Consider the following 19,353-nt stretch of genomic DNA (forward strand, 5'->3'; position numbering starts at 1 on the left):
AGATTATAACTTACCGATAACCTGTACCAGGTCAATCAGTTTGTTTGAATAACCCCACTCATTATCATACCATGATACCACTTTAACAAAGTTATCATTCAAAGCAATACCTGCTTTCGCATCAAATATTGATGTACGTGCATCACCTTTAAAATCTTCAGATACAACTTCATCTTCAGTGTAACCGAGGATACCTTTCATGTCACCTTCAGAAGCTTCTTTCATTGCAGTTTTAACTTGCTCGTAAGTAGCAGGAGTTTTTAAACGTACGGTTAAGTCAACTACAGATACGTCGGCAACTGGTACGCGGAAAGACATACCGGTTAATTTACCTTTTAACTCAGGTAAAACTAAACCTACAGCTTTAGCAGCACCGGTTGATGAAGGGATAATGTTTTGGTAAGCGCCACGGCCGCCTCTCCAATCTTTAGCCGATGGGCCGTCGACTGTTTTTTGAGTCGCGGTAACCGCGTGGATGGTGCTCATTAAACCTTCTTCAATACCAAATTTATCATTCAACACTTTAGCAATTGGCGCTAAACAGTTGGTGGTACATGAAGCGTTTGAAACGATGGTTTGATCAGCTTTTAATTGTTTGTGATTAACGCCCATTACAAAAGTAGGGGTATCGTCCTTAGCTGGCGCGCTCATTACAACTTTTTTAGCACCTGCATCAATATGTTTTTGAGCAGTTTCCTGGGTTAAGAATAAACCGGTGGATTCGATGACAACCTCAGCACCTACTTCGTTCCATTTAAGGTTAGCCGGATCTTTTTCCGCAGTTACGCGGATGGTTTGGCCATTTACTACCAGGTTACCGCCTTCAACAGCGATAGTACCTTTAAACTGACCGTGAGTTGAATCGTATTTCAACATGTAAGCCATGTAATCAGGCTCAACAAGGTCGTTGATACCTACAATTTGAATGTCTGGTCTTTCAATTGCAGCCCTAAAAGCTAAACGACCGATACGGCCAAAGCCGTTAATTCCTATTTTCATGATTTTTTAATTTTTGTTAGAATAGTACGTTAGTAAATTATTTATAGGTTCTTTAATTATGTTTCCGATGGTTAGTTTTGAATTGGCAGCCACTTCTATGAGGTGCTCCTGGAAGTTGGCGGCCACTGAGCCTGCAAAGTGAACGGAAGCTTCCGGATGTTGCTGATGCAAAGGTAATAAATATGTGTTTATTAGCTTGCTAAATCCTTTTTTTATTACATTTTGTAGATAAATATCATCCCTGTTATCAAGGTAAAAATCATTGAAAGAACTTAAGAAAAGTGCCGGTTGTTTTTGCCTGTAAACCTTCTCCAAAAGGTTGCTTCTGTCGGCATCATACTTATGTACGAATTTTTTTCTTAAATGCTCGGGCAGGGTCTCGTTCATAAAGCTTTTAATTAGTTGCCTGCCCAGCCAGTTGCCCGATCCTTCATCAGCCAAAATATATCCCAAACCATAATTGTTTGGTTTCACCTTTCGGCCATCATACCAGGCCGCGTTTGATCCGCTGCCGCAAATGCTTACAATGCCCGGCGTGTTTTTACAACAAGCTATGGCTGCCGCTGTAATATCATGCTCAACGTTAACTTTTCCATTTATAAAAAAGGTAGAGAAAGCATTTTGGATCACCTGCTTCAGGTCGGCAGTTGAGGCTCCGGCTCCAAAAAAGTAAATGCGTTTTATTTCCTCGGCGTGATGGATGAGGTTGATATTTTTATTCAGCAGTTGCAGTATCAGCTTTTCGTCATTAAAATACGGATTGATACCATTGGTTTTAAAAGAGGCAATAGTTCTTCCTTTATCAGCCAACCGCCAATGCGCATAATGCGACCCGCTATATACAACTGCAATCATTTATATCGATAATATATCGGCCATCAGTAAAAGGTCCGATTCAAGCCTGAACTCTTGTTGATTCAACGCTTTTTCTAAACTGGTTAGTACTATGTGGTTGGCTTCTAAACCCACCATTTTTTGTGTTTCGCCTGCAATTAAGGCATTTACAGCCGCAAAGCCAAGCCTGCTGCCCAAAATACGGTCAAAACTTGATGGGCTTCCGCCGCGTTGCAGGTGGCCTAATATAGTTACTTTAATATCGTAATGTTTTACCTCGTGTTCAACGCGTTTGGCAATGTCATAAACACCGCCATTCTTATCGCCTTCGGCAACAATTACAATACTTGATGATTTTTTGTTGGTGTGGCCATTCTTTAAGCCGTCAATCAGATCGCTGATGGCGGTTTCTTTTTCCGGTAATAAAATGGCTTCTGCTCCGCAGGATATGCCTGCTCGCAACGCTATAGCGCCTGAATCGCGGCCCATCACCTCGATAAAGAATAAGCGGTCATGCGCGTCGGCAGTATCTCGTATTTTATCAATGGCTTCTATAACGGTATTTGTAGCAGTATCAAATCCTAAGGTATAGGTTGTGCCGCAAAGGTCATTATCAATAGTGCCGGGAACACCCATTACAGCAATGTCAGGATATTTTCTGGAGAAACGCAGCGCGCCTGTAAAAGTTCCGTCGCCGCCAATCACTACTAAGGCATCAATGCCTTTAGCTTTTAAATTTTTGTAAGCAGTTTCCATACCTTCATCGGTACGAAACTCTAAACAACGGGCTGTTTTTAATATTGTTCCGCCCAGGCTAAGTATGTTACTTACCGAACGCGGAGCCATATCGTACATATCGTTTTCAATAAGCCCTTTATATCCCTGCCTCACGCCAACAACCTCAAGGTTATTATATATGGCTGTTCTTACCACCGCTCTTATACATGGGTTCATGCCCGGGGCATCGCCGCCGGAAGTGAGAACCGCAAGTTTTGAAATTTTATGCATCTTTACAAAACCAATTAGTACGACGAAGATAGTGTGTATAAATTACACAATTAAATTTTATTTTATTTTTGGTTTAGAAATTATCCCTATATATTTAATTTTATTTAAAATTTAACAGCTTTTGGACTTACAACTTCCTCATTTCGACTCCGTATTTTCTATTGATTGCGTGATTTTTGGTTTTGATGCCGGGGTACTTAAGGTTTTATTAATTGAGCGCAATGAAGAGCCATTTAAAGATAGCTTCGCCTTGCCGGGATACATAGTTGAGCACGATGAAAGTATTGATGCTGCTGCCGAACGCATATTATACGAGCTTACCGGCCTGCGCGATATTTCTATACGCCAGTTCCATACTTTTGGTGATGTAAACCGCCATCCGCAGGGTAGGGTAGTGTCGATAGGTTACTTCGCGCTAATCCGTATAACAGGGCAAAAAGAATTGAGCCCTGTAACTCAATATGCCAGCAAAGCATTTTGGCACCCGGTTAACGAGTTGCCTAAACTGGCTTTTGACCATACTATTATTTTTAACCGGGCCTTTAAAAAGATCCGCGCTAAACTTAATTATGAGCCTATAGCGTTTGATCTGCTACCTGAAAAATTTACACTTACCCAACTACAATTATTGTACGAGGCTGTATTGGATAAAAAATTAGATAAACGCAACTTCCGCAAAAAAATGCTTAGCTATGGCTTTTTAAAGGAGCTGCCTGAAAAGCAAAAAGGCGTTTCGTACCGCGCTGCCAAGCTCTATAAATTCGACAGGCGCAAATATTCGAAGATATTTCAGAATGAGATATCGAGTTAGTTAATCACAGATTAAAGGCTAGAGAACAGGTCTTAATATTTATATTAAAAATAAAAAGAGCGATGGATAACACCCATCGCTCTTTTGCTGAAAATAAATCTCTATTAACTATAATTGCGTTGGCGCAAGTTCTAAGTGGTATTTAACCAGGTCATCTATAGGCGAGCGGATGATGCGGCCTACGGTCATACCATTTTCGGTAGCCACTTCTTCCAATACGTTGCGGAAATTGTAACCTACTGAACCAATACAGTTAAAAGTATATTTTTGATAATCCGGGTAATGGGTTACCAGGTTACGGAAAAAATCCTCGAATGATGTACGAACGATGTTTCTTGAATATTCAATGTTTACAATGTTATCATAAACAAATTTGCTAAAGCTTGCGCAAAAGCGGTTTGCAAGCGGTTGGGTGTAAACACGCTCGTTTATATCATCAGGAGTTAGTTTAAAGGTATCCCAAAAATTTTTACGTACAGCTTCGGGCATATAACCACGGATGTAATCTGTCAATAATTTTTTACCGATATAGCAACCACTGCCTTCATCACCTAAAATATAGGCACCTGAGTCAATGTTGGTTAGTATATCTTTACCATCATAAATGCAAGTGTTTGTTCCTGTACCTAAAATAGCGGCAAAGCCTTCGGTGTTGCCTAACAATGCACGTGCAGCAGCAAGCAAATCATGGCCCACGTTAATTTTTGAATGGATGAAAACAGCCTGCATGGCGTTTTCAACAAGTTGACGTTTATCGGCAGTTGAGCAACCTGCGCCGTAATAGTTAACTTCAGTTATTGCATCCAGAGCTAAATCTGTTGGCAAATTTTCTTTTAGCGATTGTATGATATACTCTTCGTCTGAGAAATACGGGTTATAACCCTCTGTGTTAAAATAAACTTTTTTACCCTCTTCGGTAACTAAACACCAATTTGTTTTAGTTGAGCCACCGTCAGCAATTATGATCATAAATTATGTTTTTAAAAAAATCGGTTAAAAGTATGATTTACTTATTGTAAAAAGAACACTTTGTATTATTAAAATTTAATTGTTGGGGCTAACAAGATTACAATTATAGGTATAGCAATAAAATTGTTACTTAAAGATAAACTTGCAGTTGAATTTATTTCATTACGCAAAATTAATTCTTTAAAGCTCACAATTGGTTTGTAAGTAAAAGTTCAGTTAATATAAATACAATAATATGGATTTACGTTGATATTTAGGATCGCTACAGCCGAAAATTATTAAAGTGTTAATAAATCAATAAATAAAAAGTATAGGAAAAATAAGATTTTACACTAATTATTAGTTTTGCCAAACCAATATTACGATAACTGGTTTAATTTATTTTGTAATAATTTTGCCGTAAAAATACCTTCCAATATTAAATGGATACACCTGACAGACTTTTTAGCAGTAACGAGATACTGAATATATTATCCTTATCGCCATTAGCTACAGCCATATACACTACTGAAAAACTTATTATTCAAACCGCCAATAACGCTATGATAGGTTATTGGGGAAAGGACAAAAGTGTAATTGGGCAATTGTTTGAAGAAGCCGTGCCGGAACTCAGGGGGCAGCCGTTTTTGGATCTGCTAAAAAAAGTTTGGCGTACCGGGGAAAACTACAAAGCCGTTGACACTGCAGCAACACTGCGCATAAATGGTGAATTAAAAACATCCTATTTTGATTTTACCTATGAGGCTATAAAAAATGAGCAGGGCGAGGTTTATTGCATTTTACATACCGCAACGGATGTTACCGAACGTAACCGCCACCAAAAAGTAATTAAAGATAGCGAAGAACCTGAACAGCAGTTAAATAATGATATCGTATCAATACATGAAGAGCTGACTGCTACCAATGAGGAGCTTGCGATATCGCAAAATGACCTGAAAGAATTAAACTTTCAACTGGAGACCAAAATTGAAAGCCGCACACGGGCACTTGCTGAAAGCGAAAACCGTTTGAAAAGTATGGTGATGACATCACCCATTGGCATGACTATACTGCGCGGATACGACTTGGTGGTAGAGATAGCCAACCACCAAATGCTGGAAATATGGAACCGCAGGGAAGATGAGATAGTTGGTAAAAAATTGATGGACGTATTCCCTGATCTGGTAGATCAGCCATTCCCGGAATATCTAAAATCAGTATTAGATACCGGCAAAAAAGTAGCTATGCCCGAATCTGCCGTTATTATAACTAAACCGGGTAACGCTGACAAGCTTTTGTACGTAGATTTTTCGTATGACCCTTTGTTTGATACCGAAGGAAGATGTGTAGCTATTATGGCAACAGTTATTGATGTTAGCGATAAGGTAGTGTCGCGCAGGGCAATTGAACGAAGTGAAAAAGAACAACAAGCACTGAATGAAGAACTCAGCGCGACAAATGAAGAACTGGCATCAGCTAACGAAGAGCTTATAACAGCCAATGAAGAGCTTGCGGAAACACAACAAAGCCTGAAGGATATATTGGTGAGGCTTAGCGATAGCGAAGTTAAGTTCCGTGCCTCGGTTGAGCAGGCGCCGGTAGCTATAGGGGTGTTTAGTACACGCGACATGATCATTGAATCGGCAAATGAAATGATACTGCAGCTATGGGGTAAAACTTCGGTAATAATAGGTTTGCCTCTCGCGATAGCTTTGCCCGAATTGGATGGCCAGCCGTTTTTGCAATTACTTGATAATGTTTTCACCAGCGGGCGAACGTATTATGGCAATGAGGCTAAGGTTTCACTTGTTCGTAATGGTATTTTAGGCGACTACTATTTTGATTTTATTTACAAAGCAATAAAGGACAGTTATGGCGATGTAACCAGCATTATGGTGATAGCTGTTGAAGTTACCGAGCAGATGAAAGCCCGTAATGAACTTCAAAAAGCTGAGCAAATGCTCCGGTTATCATTAGAAGCCGCTAATATAGGCACCTGGTCCATTGATCCTGAAACGAACAGCCTGCGTACAACACCAAGGCTGAGAGAACTTTTTGGGTATGACCCGGACAAGGAAATGACCTTTGATGAGGCAATTGCTGAAGTTACCGATGAATATCGTGACAAGATATTGACTGAGATTGATAATGCCATAAAAACCGGCGGTGATTATGACTTTACCTATACCATGCGTCGGTTTAACGATGGTAAAATCATCTGGCTGCGGTCATTAGGAAAAGTTACTAATGACGAGGCCGGGAATATGGAATCCTTTTCGGGGGTAGTAATGGATATCACCGAGCAAAAGGAAGATGAGTTGCGCAAAAACGACTTTATTGGTATGGTGAGCCACGAGCTTAAAACTCCATTAACTTCTCTTAGCGCTATTGTACAAATGCTTGCCGGTAAAGCACGCAGTAGTAATGATAATTTTACTGCAGTTGCATTGGACAAGGCTTATACCCAGGCGCGTAGGATGAGCAGCATGATCAATGGGTTTTTAAATATATCCAGGCTGGAATCGGGCAAGATAAATATAAACAAACAAAAATTTAAACTGGATGAATTGCTGCGCGAAATGATAGATGAAACATTGCTTACAGCGGCAAGCCATTTGATCACGCTGCAAACCGTTAAAGCATTAACCGTATATGCTGACCAGGATAAAATAGGCTCGGTAATATCAAACCTGCTGAGCAATGCAGTTAAATATTCGGAACGCGGCACAACCATTAACGTAAATTGCAGTGTTGAAAATAATCAGGCCATTGTAAGCGTAAAGGACACCGGCCTGGGGATTAAACCACAGGATATTGATAAAATATTTGACAGATATTACCGGATAGAAAATAACAATACGCGGCATATCTCCGGCTTCGGAATAGGTTTATATCTAAGTGCTGAGATCGTACAAAGGCATAACGGCAAAATTTGGGTAGAAAGCGAGATCGATAAGGGCTCAACTTTTTATTTTAGCCTACCCCTGGGATAGGACTTGACTCAATAGCTATATTTAAGCGAAACTAATACCTGTTATGAAGCCTTTTAGAAAGTTAGGTAATTTATTATTAAGCTTATGTTTGCTCGTTGCATGTTCTGCCACCAATGCACAAGTCAATAAGCCGAAATTTCATGTAATAGCTTTTTACACGGCTAAAAACGATCAAGCACACATCAGTTTTGTGCATGAAGCTAATAAATGGTTCCCGTTGATGGCGAAGAAGTATCATTTTGCCTATGATTCTACCTCTAACTGGAGCAATATGAATGCGGAGTTTCTATCGCATTACCAGGTAGTATTATTTCTGGATACCCGGCCTGACGATCCGGCACAGCGCATTGCTTTCCAAAAATATATGGAGAACGGCGGCGGCTGGATTGGTTTCCACTTCTCGGCATTTGCGCTAACCCCTTCAGATTTCCCGGCTAACTGGGACTGGTACCATAATACATTCCTGGGTTCGGGGCAATATGTAAGCAACACCTGGCGACCTACCTCGGCGATTTTAAGGGTAGAGGACAAGCATCACCCCGTTACCAAAGGCTTACCAACGCTTTGGAAATCACAACCTAATGAGTGGTATCGATGGGAAAAAGATTTGCGCTTAAATCCCGATATCACCATCTTGCTTGCTATTGATTCAACCAGTTTTCCGCTGGGAACCGGGCCCAAGCAGAACGAAATTTGGTACAGCGGTTACTACCCGGTAGTTTGGAGCAATAAGAACTATAAAATGGTTTATATGAATATGGGCCATAACGATATAGATTACGAGCACCATACCAACAAAGACCTATCCCATACTTTTGATAATGCGCTGGAAGATAAGCTCATCATCAACAGCCTGATGTGGGTAGGCGAGGGTAAAAAGACAGCTAAGTAATTAACAGCTTGTTAATTAATAACTTGTATTTAAAATTGACTTTTTTGCGAGAATTTTGCATCTTTGCAACTGCAAGTAATTGCTGGTCCTATAGCTCAGCTGGATAGAGCAACAGATTTCTAATCTGTAGGTCTCAGGTTCGAATCCTGATGGGATCACAAATTTTTATAAAGCCTTTAGCCGTAAGCCTAGAGGTTTTTGTATTTTTGCGTTTTATATCAAACTAATCCAATCATTTAAAATATCTCATAAACAACGTACTATTAACGCTATTTGCGAAAAGTCCTATACTGCCTCTGCATAATTACAAATAAACCTCGCCAGCTGTTCCTGTTCGGCAACTGTGAAAACATCCCCATCGTAAATCCAGTAGCCTTTACTGTCAAATAATATCCTGCCCAGGTAACCAGGGTTATCGTAGGCAACATAAAGTTCATAAGCTATAATGGCGCCATCGGTTAGCGGTATAATTTTTACCACTTCGTCTGGTCCGTGTTTGCGCTTTACCCAGGCTTTGGCTTCCTTAAATAAATAAGTTGTATTCATAATATTCGCTCATCGCAATCAGAGGCAAATTTGTGTATTTTTTTACAAATTCAGGCACAAATTACTAAAAAAATTAGTATCTTATGCTTTGCTTGATTCGGATTACAGTACGAAATTATTTTGAGGGTGTGGCTAGAAGAAATCAATATGGAACTTAGTTATTCTTTAAACCTAACTTATTGTCGGTATAATCAAGCATGTATTCGTTGTTTATAAAATAATCGATACTGAAAATTGAGACATCAAGATTAGATACACCCGGGTTTTCTACATAGGTTAAATACTCATTAGGCACTATTGTGTAAGCGTAATTAAATCCTGAATTTAAAGTGGCAGAAACTGCGCTGCCCTGGGGCAACGTGGTAGTAATTTTTGCCGCGGTATTATCTTCTATATAACTGTAACCCGATGTTCCGCTGTCATATACAATATTGGCTGAAATGGTTTTATTATTGTAATTGATTTTACCTGCTATAACAGGATCGGCACCATAACGGGAATCATATTGAAGATTGGTCATCGTAAACCCCGAAGCTGATGAAAGATCAGAAGCTGTTAAACCCAATGTAATTACATTATCGGTAAGCGGGAGGCTATAGGCATCCGAAAAATTAGAGGTGCCTAATGGCCCGATTTTAAATCCTTTGGTTAAACCGGTGCCTGGATTGTAAAGGTTAAACGGACTTTGCAATATAACGTTGTTTGGAAAAGTTAAATCATATTCAGGGTCTGCACCAAATACATCAAAATCATGCGCAGGGCTAAGATTGCCTTTATTATCTGTCGCTTTATAATACAATAAAAATGGCAGGCGTTTAATGTTTATGATGCCGCCCTCACCTTGAGTACCGATAGTAACATTGGCGTAAGCCAGATTTCCGTATACCGTGTATAAATTCGCGTCGTCTCCATATTGAATGGAATCTGTTTGATTGGTGATCGTAATACCATCATAAACCGTAGAATCGCCGGTAAAATTAAACCCTTTATTAGTAATCAGGTTTGAGGGTATGATGCCGCTCGCATCAATAACCATACCGCCTGAGCCTGTGTCAAAAAGCAACGCGTTAAAGTCTTCACTTAATGTAACAGTACCAATTGTAGGAATAGGTATGAATATTTGCCTGTAAATTAATGAATCAAGTTGCTCATATACGGCGAATTTTAACGGTGTTGCATTGGTTACAGTGGGGGCCGACTTATTATCTTTTTTACATGAGGCAACAATTAACACTAAAAATGAGGCCACTATTAACGTTCTGTAAGCGAAGTAGTTGTTTTTCATAAGGGGTATTTAATCAGAACTATAACAACGTAAATTTTGTTATAATAATATCTTCAGGTGTTTCTATTTTTCCTACTATCAAAGATTTGTTACAATACTAGCGCATTAAAGGTAAAATTATGTTTAGTTAAGTAAGAATTTCATCCTGTGATGATTTCAACGCACCAACAGCATTTGCTTTATTTGCACTATTAACCAGGTATCACTAATTTTAATTCATTAAAAATAAGTTATGGCAAAAGTAATTCCCACACTCCGTATTTATAGTTACGCCAAAACAATTAAGTTTTATGTTAACTGGCTTGGTTTTAAGGTAGATTGGGAGCATGAGTTTGAACCCGGTACAACGCCCAAATTTTTACAGGTATCATTAAGGGATATTACGCTTTACCTGTCGGAACATCATGGCGATGGTAGTCCCGGTGTGCATATCACCATCCGGGATTTTGAAGGATTGAAACCTTATCACCGCGAACTCATTAATAAAAAGTACAAATATAACCGCCCCGGAATTGTGGTGCCTGAATGGGCGCCTGATACCATTTCTGTTACGGTGATAGACCCGGTGGGAAACCAACTCAATTTTACAGAAAAGATCAAAGTGACGGAAATCAAACCAAGTTAATCTTTGCGGCAGTATTTACGCAGCAAATGCAGGCTGAAATTTATTAAAACAAACCGGCGTTTAATTCATTATTGCTTATAATAAACCTTGAACTTCACCACACAATAAATTTTGGTATATAGCTTATGATCCCGGCTTATGAAATTAATGTTGATCATTTTTTTATCCATGGTTCAGGTAAATTCGTCTGAACGGATACTGGATATTTATGCAAGGGGTTTTCATGACCCGCTTTACATGCAACAAATGCGATTATTAAATGCGGACCCTAAAGGTTTGCAGGAACGGGATGTAATACTCAGGCAGCATTTTGGTACTTATGATTTTAAGATCGTGCTAACGGGTAAGGATGGAGGAAAAAAATATAGCTCCGGAAAAATTGTTACGCTGGCAAAACTATACGCCATAATTGATGCCATGCCAATGCGCAAAGCTGAAATGTTAAACAAAAACTGAATCTTTGCTTAAAATTGACCACGCTAGTATGAGATCAGTTAAAAAACAAGATCTGCCAGAAAAAATATGCCAAGTTTGCGGCAGGCCGTTTAGCTGGCGTAAAAAATGGGAAAAAGTTTGGGACGATGTAAAGTACTGTTCAGAAAAATGCAGGCGGAATAAGTAAGTACAACCCAACCCTTTCTTCCCATATTTTAGCTTTTGGTCGATGTTATCACCGCAGCTCTACTCGCATTCCTACCATCTCCGGTAATTTGGCTTAAACAAACCGTATTCAGGCTAAATATGTTGCTTAACTATTACAGAGCTTTGTATTAACAAAAAAGTAGATCTATGAAAGCAATAAGAGTTAATGAATTTGGTGGGCCTGAAGTGATGAAGCTGGTAGAAGTTGAATGCCCTGTTCCAAAACCTGATGAGATCCTGATTAAGGTTTATGCAAGCAGTGTAAATCCCGCGGATTATATCATACGCCAGGGCGGGAACGATTTATTGAGGCAGTTCCTGAAATTACCTTTGGGTCTGGGTTTGGATGCAGCTGGTATTGTTGAGGAAATTGGCAGTGAGGTAACTCAATTTAAAAAAGGTGACAAAGTTTATGGCGTCCCAAATTTTCCGGGAGATGGTGCTTACGCCGAATACATTGCCGCAAAGGCAAGTCAGTTTGCTTTGATGCCCGAAAATATAAGTTTTAACGAAGCCGGCGCAATCCCATCCTGCGCGCTGATCGCGTGGAATGGCATTGTTGATATCGGCAAGATAAAGGCTGGGCAAAAAGTATTAATTCATGGCGCGGCTGGTGGCGTGGGTAATTTAGCGGTGCAAATTGCCAGGGCAAAAGGTGCTTATGTAATAGGCACGGCCTCTGCCTATAATTTTGATTTTTTAAAAGAGCTTGGCGCTGATGAGGTGATCGATTATAGAAATCAGCAAATTGAAGATATATTGCACGATATTGACCTGGTATTTAATGCCTCGCCGGTGAGGGATAGCCACACGCGGTTAAACTCTGTAAAAGTATTAAAGGAGGGCGGCATGTATGTTTGTACCCAGCTTGATGTACCTATAAGCGAGGAAATTTTAAACGCGGCGGCGGCAAAGCATGCTACTGCCACTTTAGTTGGCGGCGGTGGTATAGGTTACGCGGCATCACTGCACGAAACTACCAAGTTGGTTGAAAAAGGTAAAGTGAAAGCGGTCATCAGCAAAGTGTATCCATTGACAGAAGTAGCCGAAGCACATCGCGAAAGCGCGACTAACCATGTATGCGGCAAACTGGTGCTGGAGATAAGAAAGGAAAATTAAAACAGATGAAACGGTTTAAAACGATAAGCGAATTCCTGCAATTTAGCAACCTGCCCAAGCCGGAGCACCCGTTGATATGCGTGATGCAGGTAGCTGCAAAAAGACGGCTAACCAGTGAAAGCGCCATGAGCTGGATGTACGACTTTTATTGTATCGCTATAAAAAGAGTTGCAACTTCGCAAAGTTTTAAACTAAAGTACGGGCAAAAAGAATTTGATTTTAATGAGGGCGTAATGTCGTTTGTTGCGCCTAACCAGTTATTAAGCCTTTCGGTTAACCGTACAGATGAAGAAATAACACAGTCAGGGTGGATGCTGCTCATTCATCCTGATTTTTTATGGAATACGCCTTTGGCCAAGACCATAAAACAATATGATTTTTGGGACTATTCCATCCACGAAGCTTTGTTCCTTTCAGAAAAGGAAGAAACAACCCTGATCAATATCGCCCAAAACATCCAGCAGGAATATCATTCCGACATTGATAAATACACCAAGCAGATCATCATTGCGCAAATTGAGAGTTTACTGAGTTATTCGGACCGGTTTTATCATCGCCAGTTCATTACCCGCGAAAAGGCTAACCATCAAATATTAGGGCGATTAAAAACTTTGCTAAATGATTACTTCAACAGTGAAGACCTGATCAACAAAGGCTTGCCCACAGTGCAACACATTGCAGATCAATTGAACCTATCGCCTAAATATTTAAGCGACCTGCTACGTGTGCTGACCGAAAAAACAGCCCAGCAACACATACACGACAAATTGATCGAAAAGGCTAAAGAAAAGTTATCCATTACCGAACTATCCGTTAGCGAAATTGCTTATGAGTTAGGTTTTAAACACCTTCAATCCTTCAGCAAATTATTTAAGTCTAAAACAAACCAAACACCTTTAGAGTTCAGGCAGGCGTTTAATTAAGGATATACTTATTTACTGCTGATCTTCAAAAAATCTGCCGACTGCCGTTTATCGATCGGGATGTTGCAAAACTCCTTATAACTGTTTGATAGATAAAGGATAAGGTTAAAACTACTGCTTGTGTAGGTTTTAATATCGGGTATATAAAGGATAATGAAGTTTGTGAGCTCCTGTCCCCTGATGGGCAAATAGTGTTGAATATTATCGGGACTAAATACTTTAACTATTTGGTCCTTTGTCGCTTCATCTATACCAATCTGCTCTTTCTTTAACTTTTTATTCTGATACCCCTTTGAGTCATTCAGCATAAATTTTACCCCGCCAATATAATTTCCGGCACCATCGGTTTGATACAATACACTATGGCTTCCAAGTGGGCCGGTTTCAACAGGTGCTGATAATTTGCCTGTTTTAAGTTCTTCGCCGGTTACTTTTACCTCATCAAGGTCCTTGTTTTTTAAGGTGAGGAAAACCTTGAGATAATTAAGGTTAGTGATATAAACCGTATCATTTGCATAAGCAATACTCGTAAATAACAACAGGTCATTAATTTTTGCATCAATAATAAACATACCATTAACATCAGAAGTTGTCCTATCGTGCGAGTTTAAGTTTTCGACAACAATACCACCAAGCGGTATGTGGGTATGATTTTCATATATCTGACCGCCAAATTTTTGTTGCGCAATGCATCCTTGGGAAATAAAACCACATAATGTGATTAACAAAAGCAGTTTTATGTAATATGACGAATTTGGTTTCAAGATGACTAAGGTTTTTAACACAACGTGTTTTTTGATTATTTATGTCAAAGTAATGCAAAATATGTCACTATGGCTACCATAAGGTTTTTCAATAGGAAAGCGATTTTTATTGAAGTCTCATCACCGATGCAAAATATGATTATGCATATGGGTAAGTAAATTAAGGATACATTTAATTGATATGAAAATATTTACATTGTAATTTTTAATAAAAAACACAAGATATACTAATAAAATTTTATGTCCTTTATTACATTTGGATAATATGTTTGCGGAGTTTGAAAAGTACATAAGGGCACAGGCGAAAATAACGGACGAGGATGTTAAACTTATGCGTGATACAGCTATCGTGAAAACGTTACGCCGTAAGGAGTTTTTGCTACGGGAGGGTGAAGTATGCCGATACAAAACATTTGTATCCAAAGGTTTTATGCGGACTTTTCGCATAAGCAATGATGGCACCGAGCATATTCTTCAATTCTCGCCTGAAAATAGCTGGACAACCGACCCCGAAAGCTTAGAGCATCAGACACCGTCATCCAATAATATTATTGCATCTGAACCGAGTGAGCTGGTGATGTGGACTAAAAATGATTTTAATTATTTGTTTGAGAAGATCCCTAATTTGAAGGATTACTCTCAAAAGCTGATCACCAGGAACCTTTATCTTACCAGGCAGCGCATGTTTACAGCGATCAGCGCAACTGCCGAAGAAAAGTACGACGAATTTATCCAAATGTATCCGGGAATAATATCACGCGTGCCTTTGCACATGGTGGCTTCATTCCTGGGTGTATCCCGCGAAACCCTTAGCCGCATCAGGCACGTACAGGTTAAACAATAATTTAAATGGTGATCTATGTCCTCGCTTTCGTGTTGGGGATTGATCAGATTTGCATTGTTAAATATCGTTTACCAAAAAAATAAAAAACATGCGTGTATTTGTAACCGGCGCAACGGGCTTTATTGGCTCGGCCATTGTTAAAGAATTAATAGGCGCAGGCCACCAGGTGCTTGGCCTTACCCGCTCGGACACTGGTGCTGATGCACTTAAAGCCGCAGGTGCCGAGGCTCATCACGGTACGCTTGAAGACCTGGAAAGCCTAAAAAGCGGGGCAGCAGCTTGTGATGGTGTTATCCATTGCGCTTTTATTCATGATTTCTCAAAATTCCAGGAAAGTTGCGCTACCGACAGGCTTGTGATCAATGCCATCGGCTCGGTATTGGAAGGTTCTAACCGTCCGCTTATTGTAACTTCAGGAACCGGTATGGGTATCCATTCGCCGGGACAGGTTGCAAGCGAGGACAGGGTAGCAACCGCTGAAACCGCACACCATCCCCGTGTAGCATCCGAAGAAGGTGCTGCCGATGTAGCCGCGAAAGGTGTAAATGTATCTATCATGCGCCTGCCACCATCGGTACATGATAAAAATGATCATGGTTTTGTTCCGGCATTAATAGGGATCGCAAAAGCAAAAGGCAAATCGGCATATATTGCTGATGGCACCAATCGCTGGCCTGCGGTACATCGGTTGGATGCCGCGCATTTATACAGGTTGGTTTTGGAAAAAGGTGAGTCAAAAACCTATAATGCTATAGGAGATTTTGGCGTACCAACCCGCGAGATTGCTGAGGTAATAGGCAAGCATTTAAACCTGCCTGTTGTAAGCTTATCTGCGGAAGAAGCAGGCGCTCATTTTGGCTGGTTAGCTGGTTTCTTTGGTTCGGATGTTCCGGCATCGGCCCAATTAACGGAGGAGCGTACCGGCTGGAAACCGACACACTTAGGTTTATTGGCTGATATTGAAACAAATTATTTCGGTTAATAAAATTTAAATTTGCCTGATCAAACAAAAAGAGCTTTTCAATTTGAAAAGCTCTTTTGTTTGTAAGCGATGCGATAATTAATTTTCAGAATAATCACTCCATTGAGCCACGCCTTTTGGGTCGGCGCTTTTTACTTCTTCGCTTTTTACCTGGCTCATTTTCTTGTCCATTTTTTCGGCAGCAGCCAGTTCCTTATCCATATTTTCAGGCTGTTCGGTCAAGCCGTTAGTTTCTTTAACATAGCTTATCGGGTCCTCTACATAAATAAAGTCTTTACCCATGCCTGGTATTTCACCTTCATTCCATGGTCCGCGTATTGAAGTACCGTTAGACATGTTGAAAGCCAGTTGTGTAAAACGCGGATCAGCCTGCAATACACCGGGAGGGAAGTTTGATTCGATACTATTTAATGCTGCTTCAAACATTTTGTAATGTGTTACTTCCCTGGTCATCAGGAATGACAGTGTTTCATGAATGTACGGGTCATCGGTAAACTTCATCAGGTGCTCATATACCAGTTTCGCCCTTGATTCTGATGCCAGGTTTGTACGAAGATCAACAGTCAAATCTCCATTTGAATTTACGTAAGAGGCGCACCATGGAATACCCTGACTATTTCTAAGCGTTGGGCCACCACCGGTAATAATACCAAACTGCGGGTTCGCGGTTAAAGCTTCATGAATGATGCTTTCCTTAGCGCCCTTACCGTTCATTACCTGCATAATTTCAGATTGGTCTGCCGCATCTTTTAATTCGCCATTAACGCCTTTTAAAAGCATTTGAATGGTTGCGCCAACAATTTCAAGGTGGCTCAATTCTTCGGTGGCAATATCCATGAGCATATCATACTTATCCGGATAAGGGTTTTTAGCGCCAAAAGCTTGCGTAAAATATTGCATGGCAGCAGCAAGTTCGCCATTTTCGCCGCCAAACTGTTCTAAAAGCAAGTTGGCAAAACGCGGATCGGGTTTAGAAACCCTTGCATTAAATTGGAGGTCTTTTACATGATGAAACATAATAATTGAATTTAGTTTTTTGATTTTTAATATATATATTTTCTTATTATGAAATATATTATACTAATTACAACTAAAAGGAATATAATGTTTCGCTTAAACTAAATAAAAGTTTAATATACTATAGGCTGACTTTTTTAATGCTGCAAATAAATCCGCCATTTAATAACGAGGGTTTATTATACACAAAAGCGCTTCCGTCGGGATTGGTCATAATTGCACCGCTGTTTACCGCAATTGCTTGCCCGGCAGCGGTATCCCATTCCATAGTTGGGCCCTTGCGATAGTATAACTGGGCGCTGCCTTCGGCTATCATACAAAATTTAATCGAACTGCCTACCGATATTGTTTTTGTGATGCTTAATTTATCCAGTATTGCGGTTTCTTCAGCAGTGGAATGTGTGCGGCTGCCAACGGCAGTCCACTCGGTAACATCCGCGGGTGGTTGAAGTTTTTGAATATCGCCGTTAGAATGGATCTTTTTACTGCCGATATGCTCGCCTCCGTAATACATTATATTGGTAATAGGTATGTATATAATCCCCAAAATAGGTGTATTTCGATTGATCAACGCAATATTTACAGTAAACTCACCATTACGCCTAATAAATTCTTTTGTGCCATCTAAGGGATCAACACACCAGTAATATTCCCAGTCTTTTCGTTCTTCATAAGGTATATCTTTTCCTTCTTCGGATAAAACGGGAATATCAGGAGTTAGCTCCATTAGTTGGGTTGCAATAACCTGGTGCGAAGCCGAATCAGCCAAGGTAAGCGGCGATTCATCCTTCTTATAACTCACGCTCAGATCGCCGGAGGCATCATTATAAACTTTTAATATTGCATCTCCGGCTTGTTTAGCTATACTAAGCAACTGGTCTATATCAATTGCGGTTGTATTATTTAGTTTGAAGATCATGATAATGCTTTGTATCGCATCGCAATATAAAAAGCATTTAGTAATATACCGCGCAGCATTAATTAATAGAGGACAATGATTAATTATCTTTTGAAATAGGTTTAGCTTTTAATAGTGCATATGTCCATTTTAACTGCTTCCACTGCAAATAAACGGCTCTTACAGCCAGGAAAAAAGGGTTTTTGCTTTCGCGCCAACCGGCGCGGTTTGCAGTACTTGGCTCGTCGCTGGTGTTAACCTGCTCAAATACGGTATTAAACTTATCAAAAATAATGGCCTTGCCTTTGTTTTTTATAAATGATATAGCCAGCCCAAATTCTGATTTGTCTACATTAACATGCGGCTGATACCTGCCGAATTTTTCAAGGAAATTACTCCTGCGTAAATGGGGGTGATCACTGTAAACATAAAATTTAATGTGATTATTGGCAAACGGCGATATGCTGAAAAGCATTTGCGAAAAGCCCTTGCCGTAAGGCTTGGTGTAAGGATATTTAAAGTATGCGTAAAAACGCACCAGGTCGAGTTCCTTATCGGTTTCCATAAAACCAAGCGCATCGGTAAAATGAGTTAAAAAGCCCTCAAGCGGTTCAAAGTCTTCCTGCACGTATAAAGTATAGGGCGTTTTAACGGCATCCTGACCTTTGTTGATATTCCCACCAAGGCCCTGGTTCTTTTCAGCGGTGATCAGCCTAAAATTATAAATATCCTGCAATGCGCGGATGGCTGCCACATGTTCAGCCTTGCTGCTATCGTCAGATACTACAATATCGCCAAAGGTTATTTGTTGAGCCTTAAACTTGCTAAGCAAATTGTTTAATGATTTGCTGCGATTATAAGTAGTTACCAGTAAAGTAATATCAGGAAAATGTGCCGCCACTGTAAATTATTTAATCTGATGAGTAATATAACTATTTACTGTATACGAAATTGTTGATACGGCAAGTTTCTTTTTATTGATTAAAAATATTTTGATTTATAGTTAGCAAACATAGTTTTTAAGGCAACTCCAATCGATTTATATAATAAAACTACTTTATTGACATGCATTAGCGATGTGTTTTTCGCCTCTTGCCTGCTTTTTGATTTTTTTTTAAAAAAATATGTTCCTGCTTTATTGGCAATTTTTACTGCTAAAACATATTAAGCATAAGTTAAAAGCTGTAAACAAAAATATATTTTTTTAAATGTGTACGAACACG

20 protein-coding genes and 1 tRNA gene are annotated in these 19,353 nt (G+C 39.8%); 11 read left to right on the forward strand and 10 right to left on the reverse strand.

The window, feature by feature from the left end; translation table 11 throughout:
* Positions 1–3: 3 nt before the first annotated feature.
* Genes gap through pfkA form a run of 3 tightly spaced genes read right to left on the reverse strand, consistent with a single transcriptional unit; the run spans position 4 to position 2,841 of the window.
* Complete coding sequence (gap, locus tag ACYZ0U_RS07250) at positions 4–999, reverse strand: type I glyceraldehyde-3-phosphate dehydrogenase (protein ID WP_461451340.1); 996 nt, start codon at positions 997–999, stop codon at positions 4–6.
* A gap of 6 nt (positions 1,000–1,005) precedes the next feature.
* Positions 1,006–1,854 (reverse strand): hypothetical protein, encoded by an 849-nt coding sequence (locus ACYZ0U_RS07255; RefSeq protein WP_461451342.1) that lies wholly within the window; start codon positions 1,852–1,854, stop codon positions 1,006–1,008.
* A complete protein-coding gene (pfkA, locus tag ACYZ0U_RS07260) occupies positions 1,855–2,841 on the reverse strand; it encodes a 6-phosphofructokinase (protein WP_461451344.1) in 987 nt (328 codons plus the stop codon).
* Positions 2,842–2,962: 121 nt separating this feature from the next.
* Here pfkA and ACYZ0U_RS07265 point away from each other — a divergent pair, with 121 nt between their 5' ends.
* Positions 2,963–3,652 (forward strand): NUDIX hydrolase, encoded by a 690-nt coding sequence (locus tag ACYZ0U_RS07265; RefSeq protein ID WP_461451346.1) that lies wholly within the window; start codon positions 2,963–2,965, stop codon positions 3,650–3,652.
* A 108-nt stretch (positions 3,653–3,760) separates the two neighbouring features.
* Here the strand turns inward: ACYZ0U_RS07265 and ACYZ0U_RS07270 are convergent, their stop codons facing one another.
* Positions 3,761–4,621 (reverse strand): N-acetylglucosamine kinase, encoded by an 861-nt coding sequence (locus ACYZ0U_RS07270; RefSeq protein ID WP_461451348.1) that lies wholly within the window; start codon positions 4,619–4,621, stop codon positions 3,761–3,763.
* Between the two features lie 422 nt (positions 4,622–5,043).
* On the opposite strand from ACYZ0U_RS07270, the gene ACYZ0U_RS07275 reads away from it, so the two are divergent.
* The 3 genes from ACYZ0U_RS07275 to ACYZ0U_RS07285 all read left to right on the forward strand — a co-directional run bounded on the left by ACYZ0U_RS07275 (position 5,044) and on the right by ACYZ0U_RS07285 (position 8,643).
* Positions 5,044–7,593, forward strand: coding sequence for a PAS domain S-box protein (locus ACYZ0U_RS07275; RefSeq protein ID WP_461451350.1), 2,550 nt, complete (start codon positions 5,044–5,046; stop codon positions 7,591–7,593).
* 43 nt (positions 7,594–7,636) lie between these two features.
* The gene (locus ACYZ0U_RS07280; RefSeq protein ID WP_461451352.1) at positions 7,637–8,485 is read left to right on the forward strand and encodes a ThuA domain-containing protein; all 849 of its coding nucleotides are present in this window, start codon (positions 7,637–7,639) and stop codon (positions 8,483–8,485) included.
* An 84-nt stretch (positions 8,486–8,569) separates the two neighbouring features.
* A tRNA-Arg gene (locus ACYZ0U_RS07285) sits at positions 8,570–8,643 on the forward strand.
* A gap of 127 nt (positions 8,644–8,770) precedes the next feature.
* Here ACYZ0U_RS07285 and ACYZ0U_RS07290 read toward each other — a convergent pair.
* Together ACYZ0U_RS07290 and ACYZ0U_RS07295 are read right to left on the reverse strand one after the other, a co-directional pair.
* A complete protein-coding gene (locus ACYZ0U_RS07290) occupies positions 8,771–9,031 on the reverse strand; it encodes a hypothetical protein (RefSeq protein WP_461451354.1) in 261 nt (86 codons plus the stop codon).
* A 154-nt stretch (positions 9,032–9,185) separates the two neighbouring features.
* Positions 9,186–10,316 (reverse strand): pepsin/retropepsin-like aspartic protease family protein, encoded by a 1,131-nt coding sequence (locus ACYZ0U_RS07295; RefSeq protein ID WP_461451356.1) that lies wholly within the window; start codon positions 10,314–10,316, stop codon positions 9,186–9,188.
* Positions 10,317–10,548: 232 nt separating this feature from the next.
* Here ACYZ0U_RS07295 and ACYZ0U_RS07300 point away from each other — a divergent pair, with 232 nt between their 5' ends.
* From ACYZ0U_RS07300 to ACYZ0U_RS07320, 5 genes are all read left to right on the forward strand, one after another.
* The gene (locus tag ACYZ0U_RS07300) at positions 10,549–10,941 is read left to right on the forward strand and encodes a glyoxalase superfamily protein (RefSeq protein ID WP_461451358.1); all 393 of its coding nucleotides are present in this window, start codon (positions 10,549–10,551) and stop codon (positions 10,939–10,941) included.
* A 168-nt stretch (positions 10,942–11,109) separates the two neighbouring features.
* Entirely contained in the window at positions 11,110–11,397 is a 288-nt protein-coding gene (locus ACYZ0U_RS07305) for a DUF4174 domain-containing protein (RefSeq protein WP_461451360.1), read from the forward strand.
* 28 nt (positions 11,398–11,425) lie between these two features.
* Positions 11,426–11,563, forward strand: a complete 138-nt coding sequence (locus ACYZ0U_RS07310; protein ID WP_461451362.1) for a DUF2256 domain-containing protein — start codon at positions 11,426–11,428, stop codon at positions 11,561–11,563.
* 167 nt (positions 11,564–11,730) lie between these two features.
* Positions 11,731–12,702, forward strand: coding sequence for an NADP-dependent oxidoreductase (locus ACYZ0U_RS07315; RefSeq protein WP_461451364.1), 972 nt, complete (start codon positions 11,731–11,733; stop codon positions 12,700–12,702).
* A 5-nt stretch (positions 12,703–12,707) separates the two neighbouring features.
* Positions 12,708–13,625 (forward strand): helix-turn-helix domain-containing protein, encoded by a 918-nt coding sequence (locus tag ACYZ0U_RS07320; RefSeq protein ID WP_461451366.1) that lies wholly within the window; start codon positions 12,708–12,710, stop codon positions 13,623–13,625.
* Positions 13,626–13,633: 8 nt separating this feature from the next.
* Here ACYZ0U_RS07320 and ACYZ0U_RS07325 read toward each other — a convergent pair whose 3' ends face one another.
* Complete coding sequence (locus ACYZ0U_RS07325; RefSeq protein ID WP_461451368.1) at positions 13,634–14,353, reverse strand: hypothetical protein; 720 nt, start codon at positions 14,351–14,353, stop codon at positions 13,634–13,636.
* A gap of 301 nt (positions 14,354–14,654) precedes the next feature.
* On the opposite strand from ACYZ0U_RS07325, the gene ACYZ0U_RS07330 reads away from it, so the two are divergent.
* Positions 14,655–15,233 carry a Crp/Fnr family transcriptional regulator gene (locus ACYZ0U_RS07330; protein ID WP_461451370.1) on the forward strand — a complete coding sequence of 193 codons (579 nt, stop codon included), beginning with the start codon at positions 14,655–14,657 and terminating at the stop codon, positions 15,231–15,233.
* A gap of 88 nt (positions 15,234–15,321) precedes the next feature.
* Positions 15,322–16,215, forward strand: coding sequence for an SDR family oxidoreductase (locus ACYZ0U_RS07335; protein ID WP_461451372.1), 894 nt, complete (start codon positions 15,322–15,324; stop codon positions 16,213–16,215).
* 78 nt (positions 16,216–16,293) lie between these two features.
* Here the strand turns inward: ACYZ0U_RS07335 and ACYZ0U_RS07340 are convergent, their stop codons facing one another.
* From ACYZ0U_RS07340 to ACYZ0U_RS07350, 3 genes are all read right to left on the reverse strand, one after another.
* Positions 16,294–17,232, reverse strand: coding sequence for a manganese catalase family protein (locus tag ACYZ0U_RS07340; protein ID WP_461451374.1), 939 nt, complete (start codon positions 17,230–17,232; stop codon positions 16,294–16,296).
* Positions 17,233–17,353: 121 nt separating this feature from the next.
* The gene (gene cysQ, locus ACYZ0U_RS07345) at positions 17,354–18,151 is read right to left on the reverse strand and encodes a 3'(2'),5'-bisphosphate nucleotidase CysQ (protein WP_461451376.1); all 798 of its coding nucleotides are present in this window, start codon (positions 18,149–18,151) and stop codon (positions 17,354–17,356) included.
* A 79-nt stretch (positions 18,152–18,230) separates the two neighbouring features.
* On the reverse strand, positions 18,231–19,031 hold the full coding sequence (locus ACYZ0U_RS07350; protein WP_461451378.1) for a glycosyltransferase family 2 protein: 801 nt from the start codon (positions 19,029–19,031) through the stop codon (positions 18,231–18,233).
* Between the last annotated feature and the right edge of the window lie 322 nt (positions 19,032–19,353).

This window comes from Mucilaginibacter sp. (genome assembly GCF_965225845.1).
Taxonomy (GTDB): Bacteria; Bacteroidota; Bacteroidia; order Sphingobacteriales; family Sphingobacteriaceae; genus Mucilaginibacter.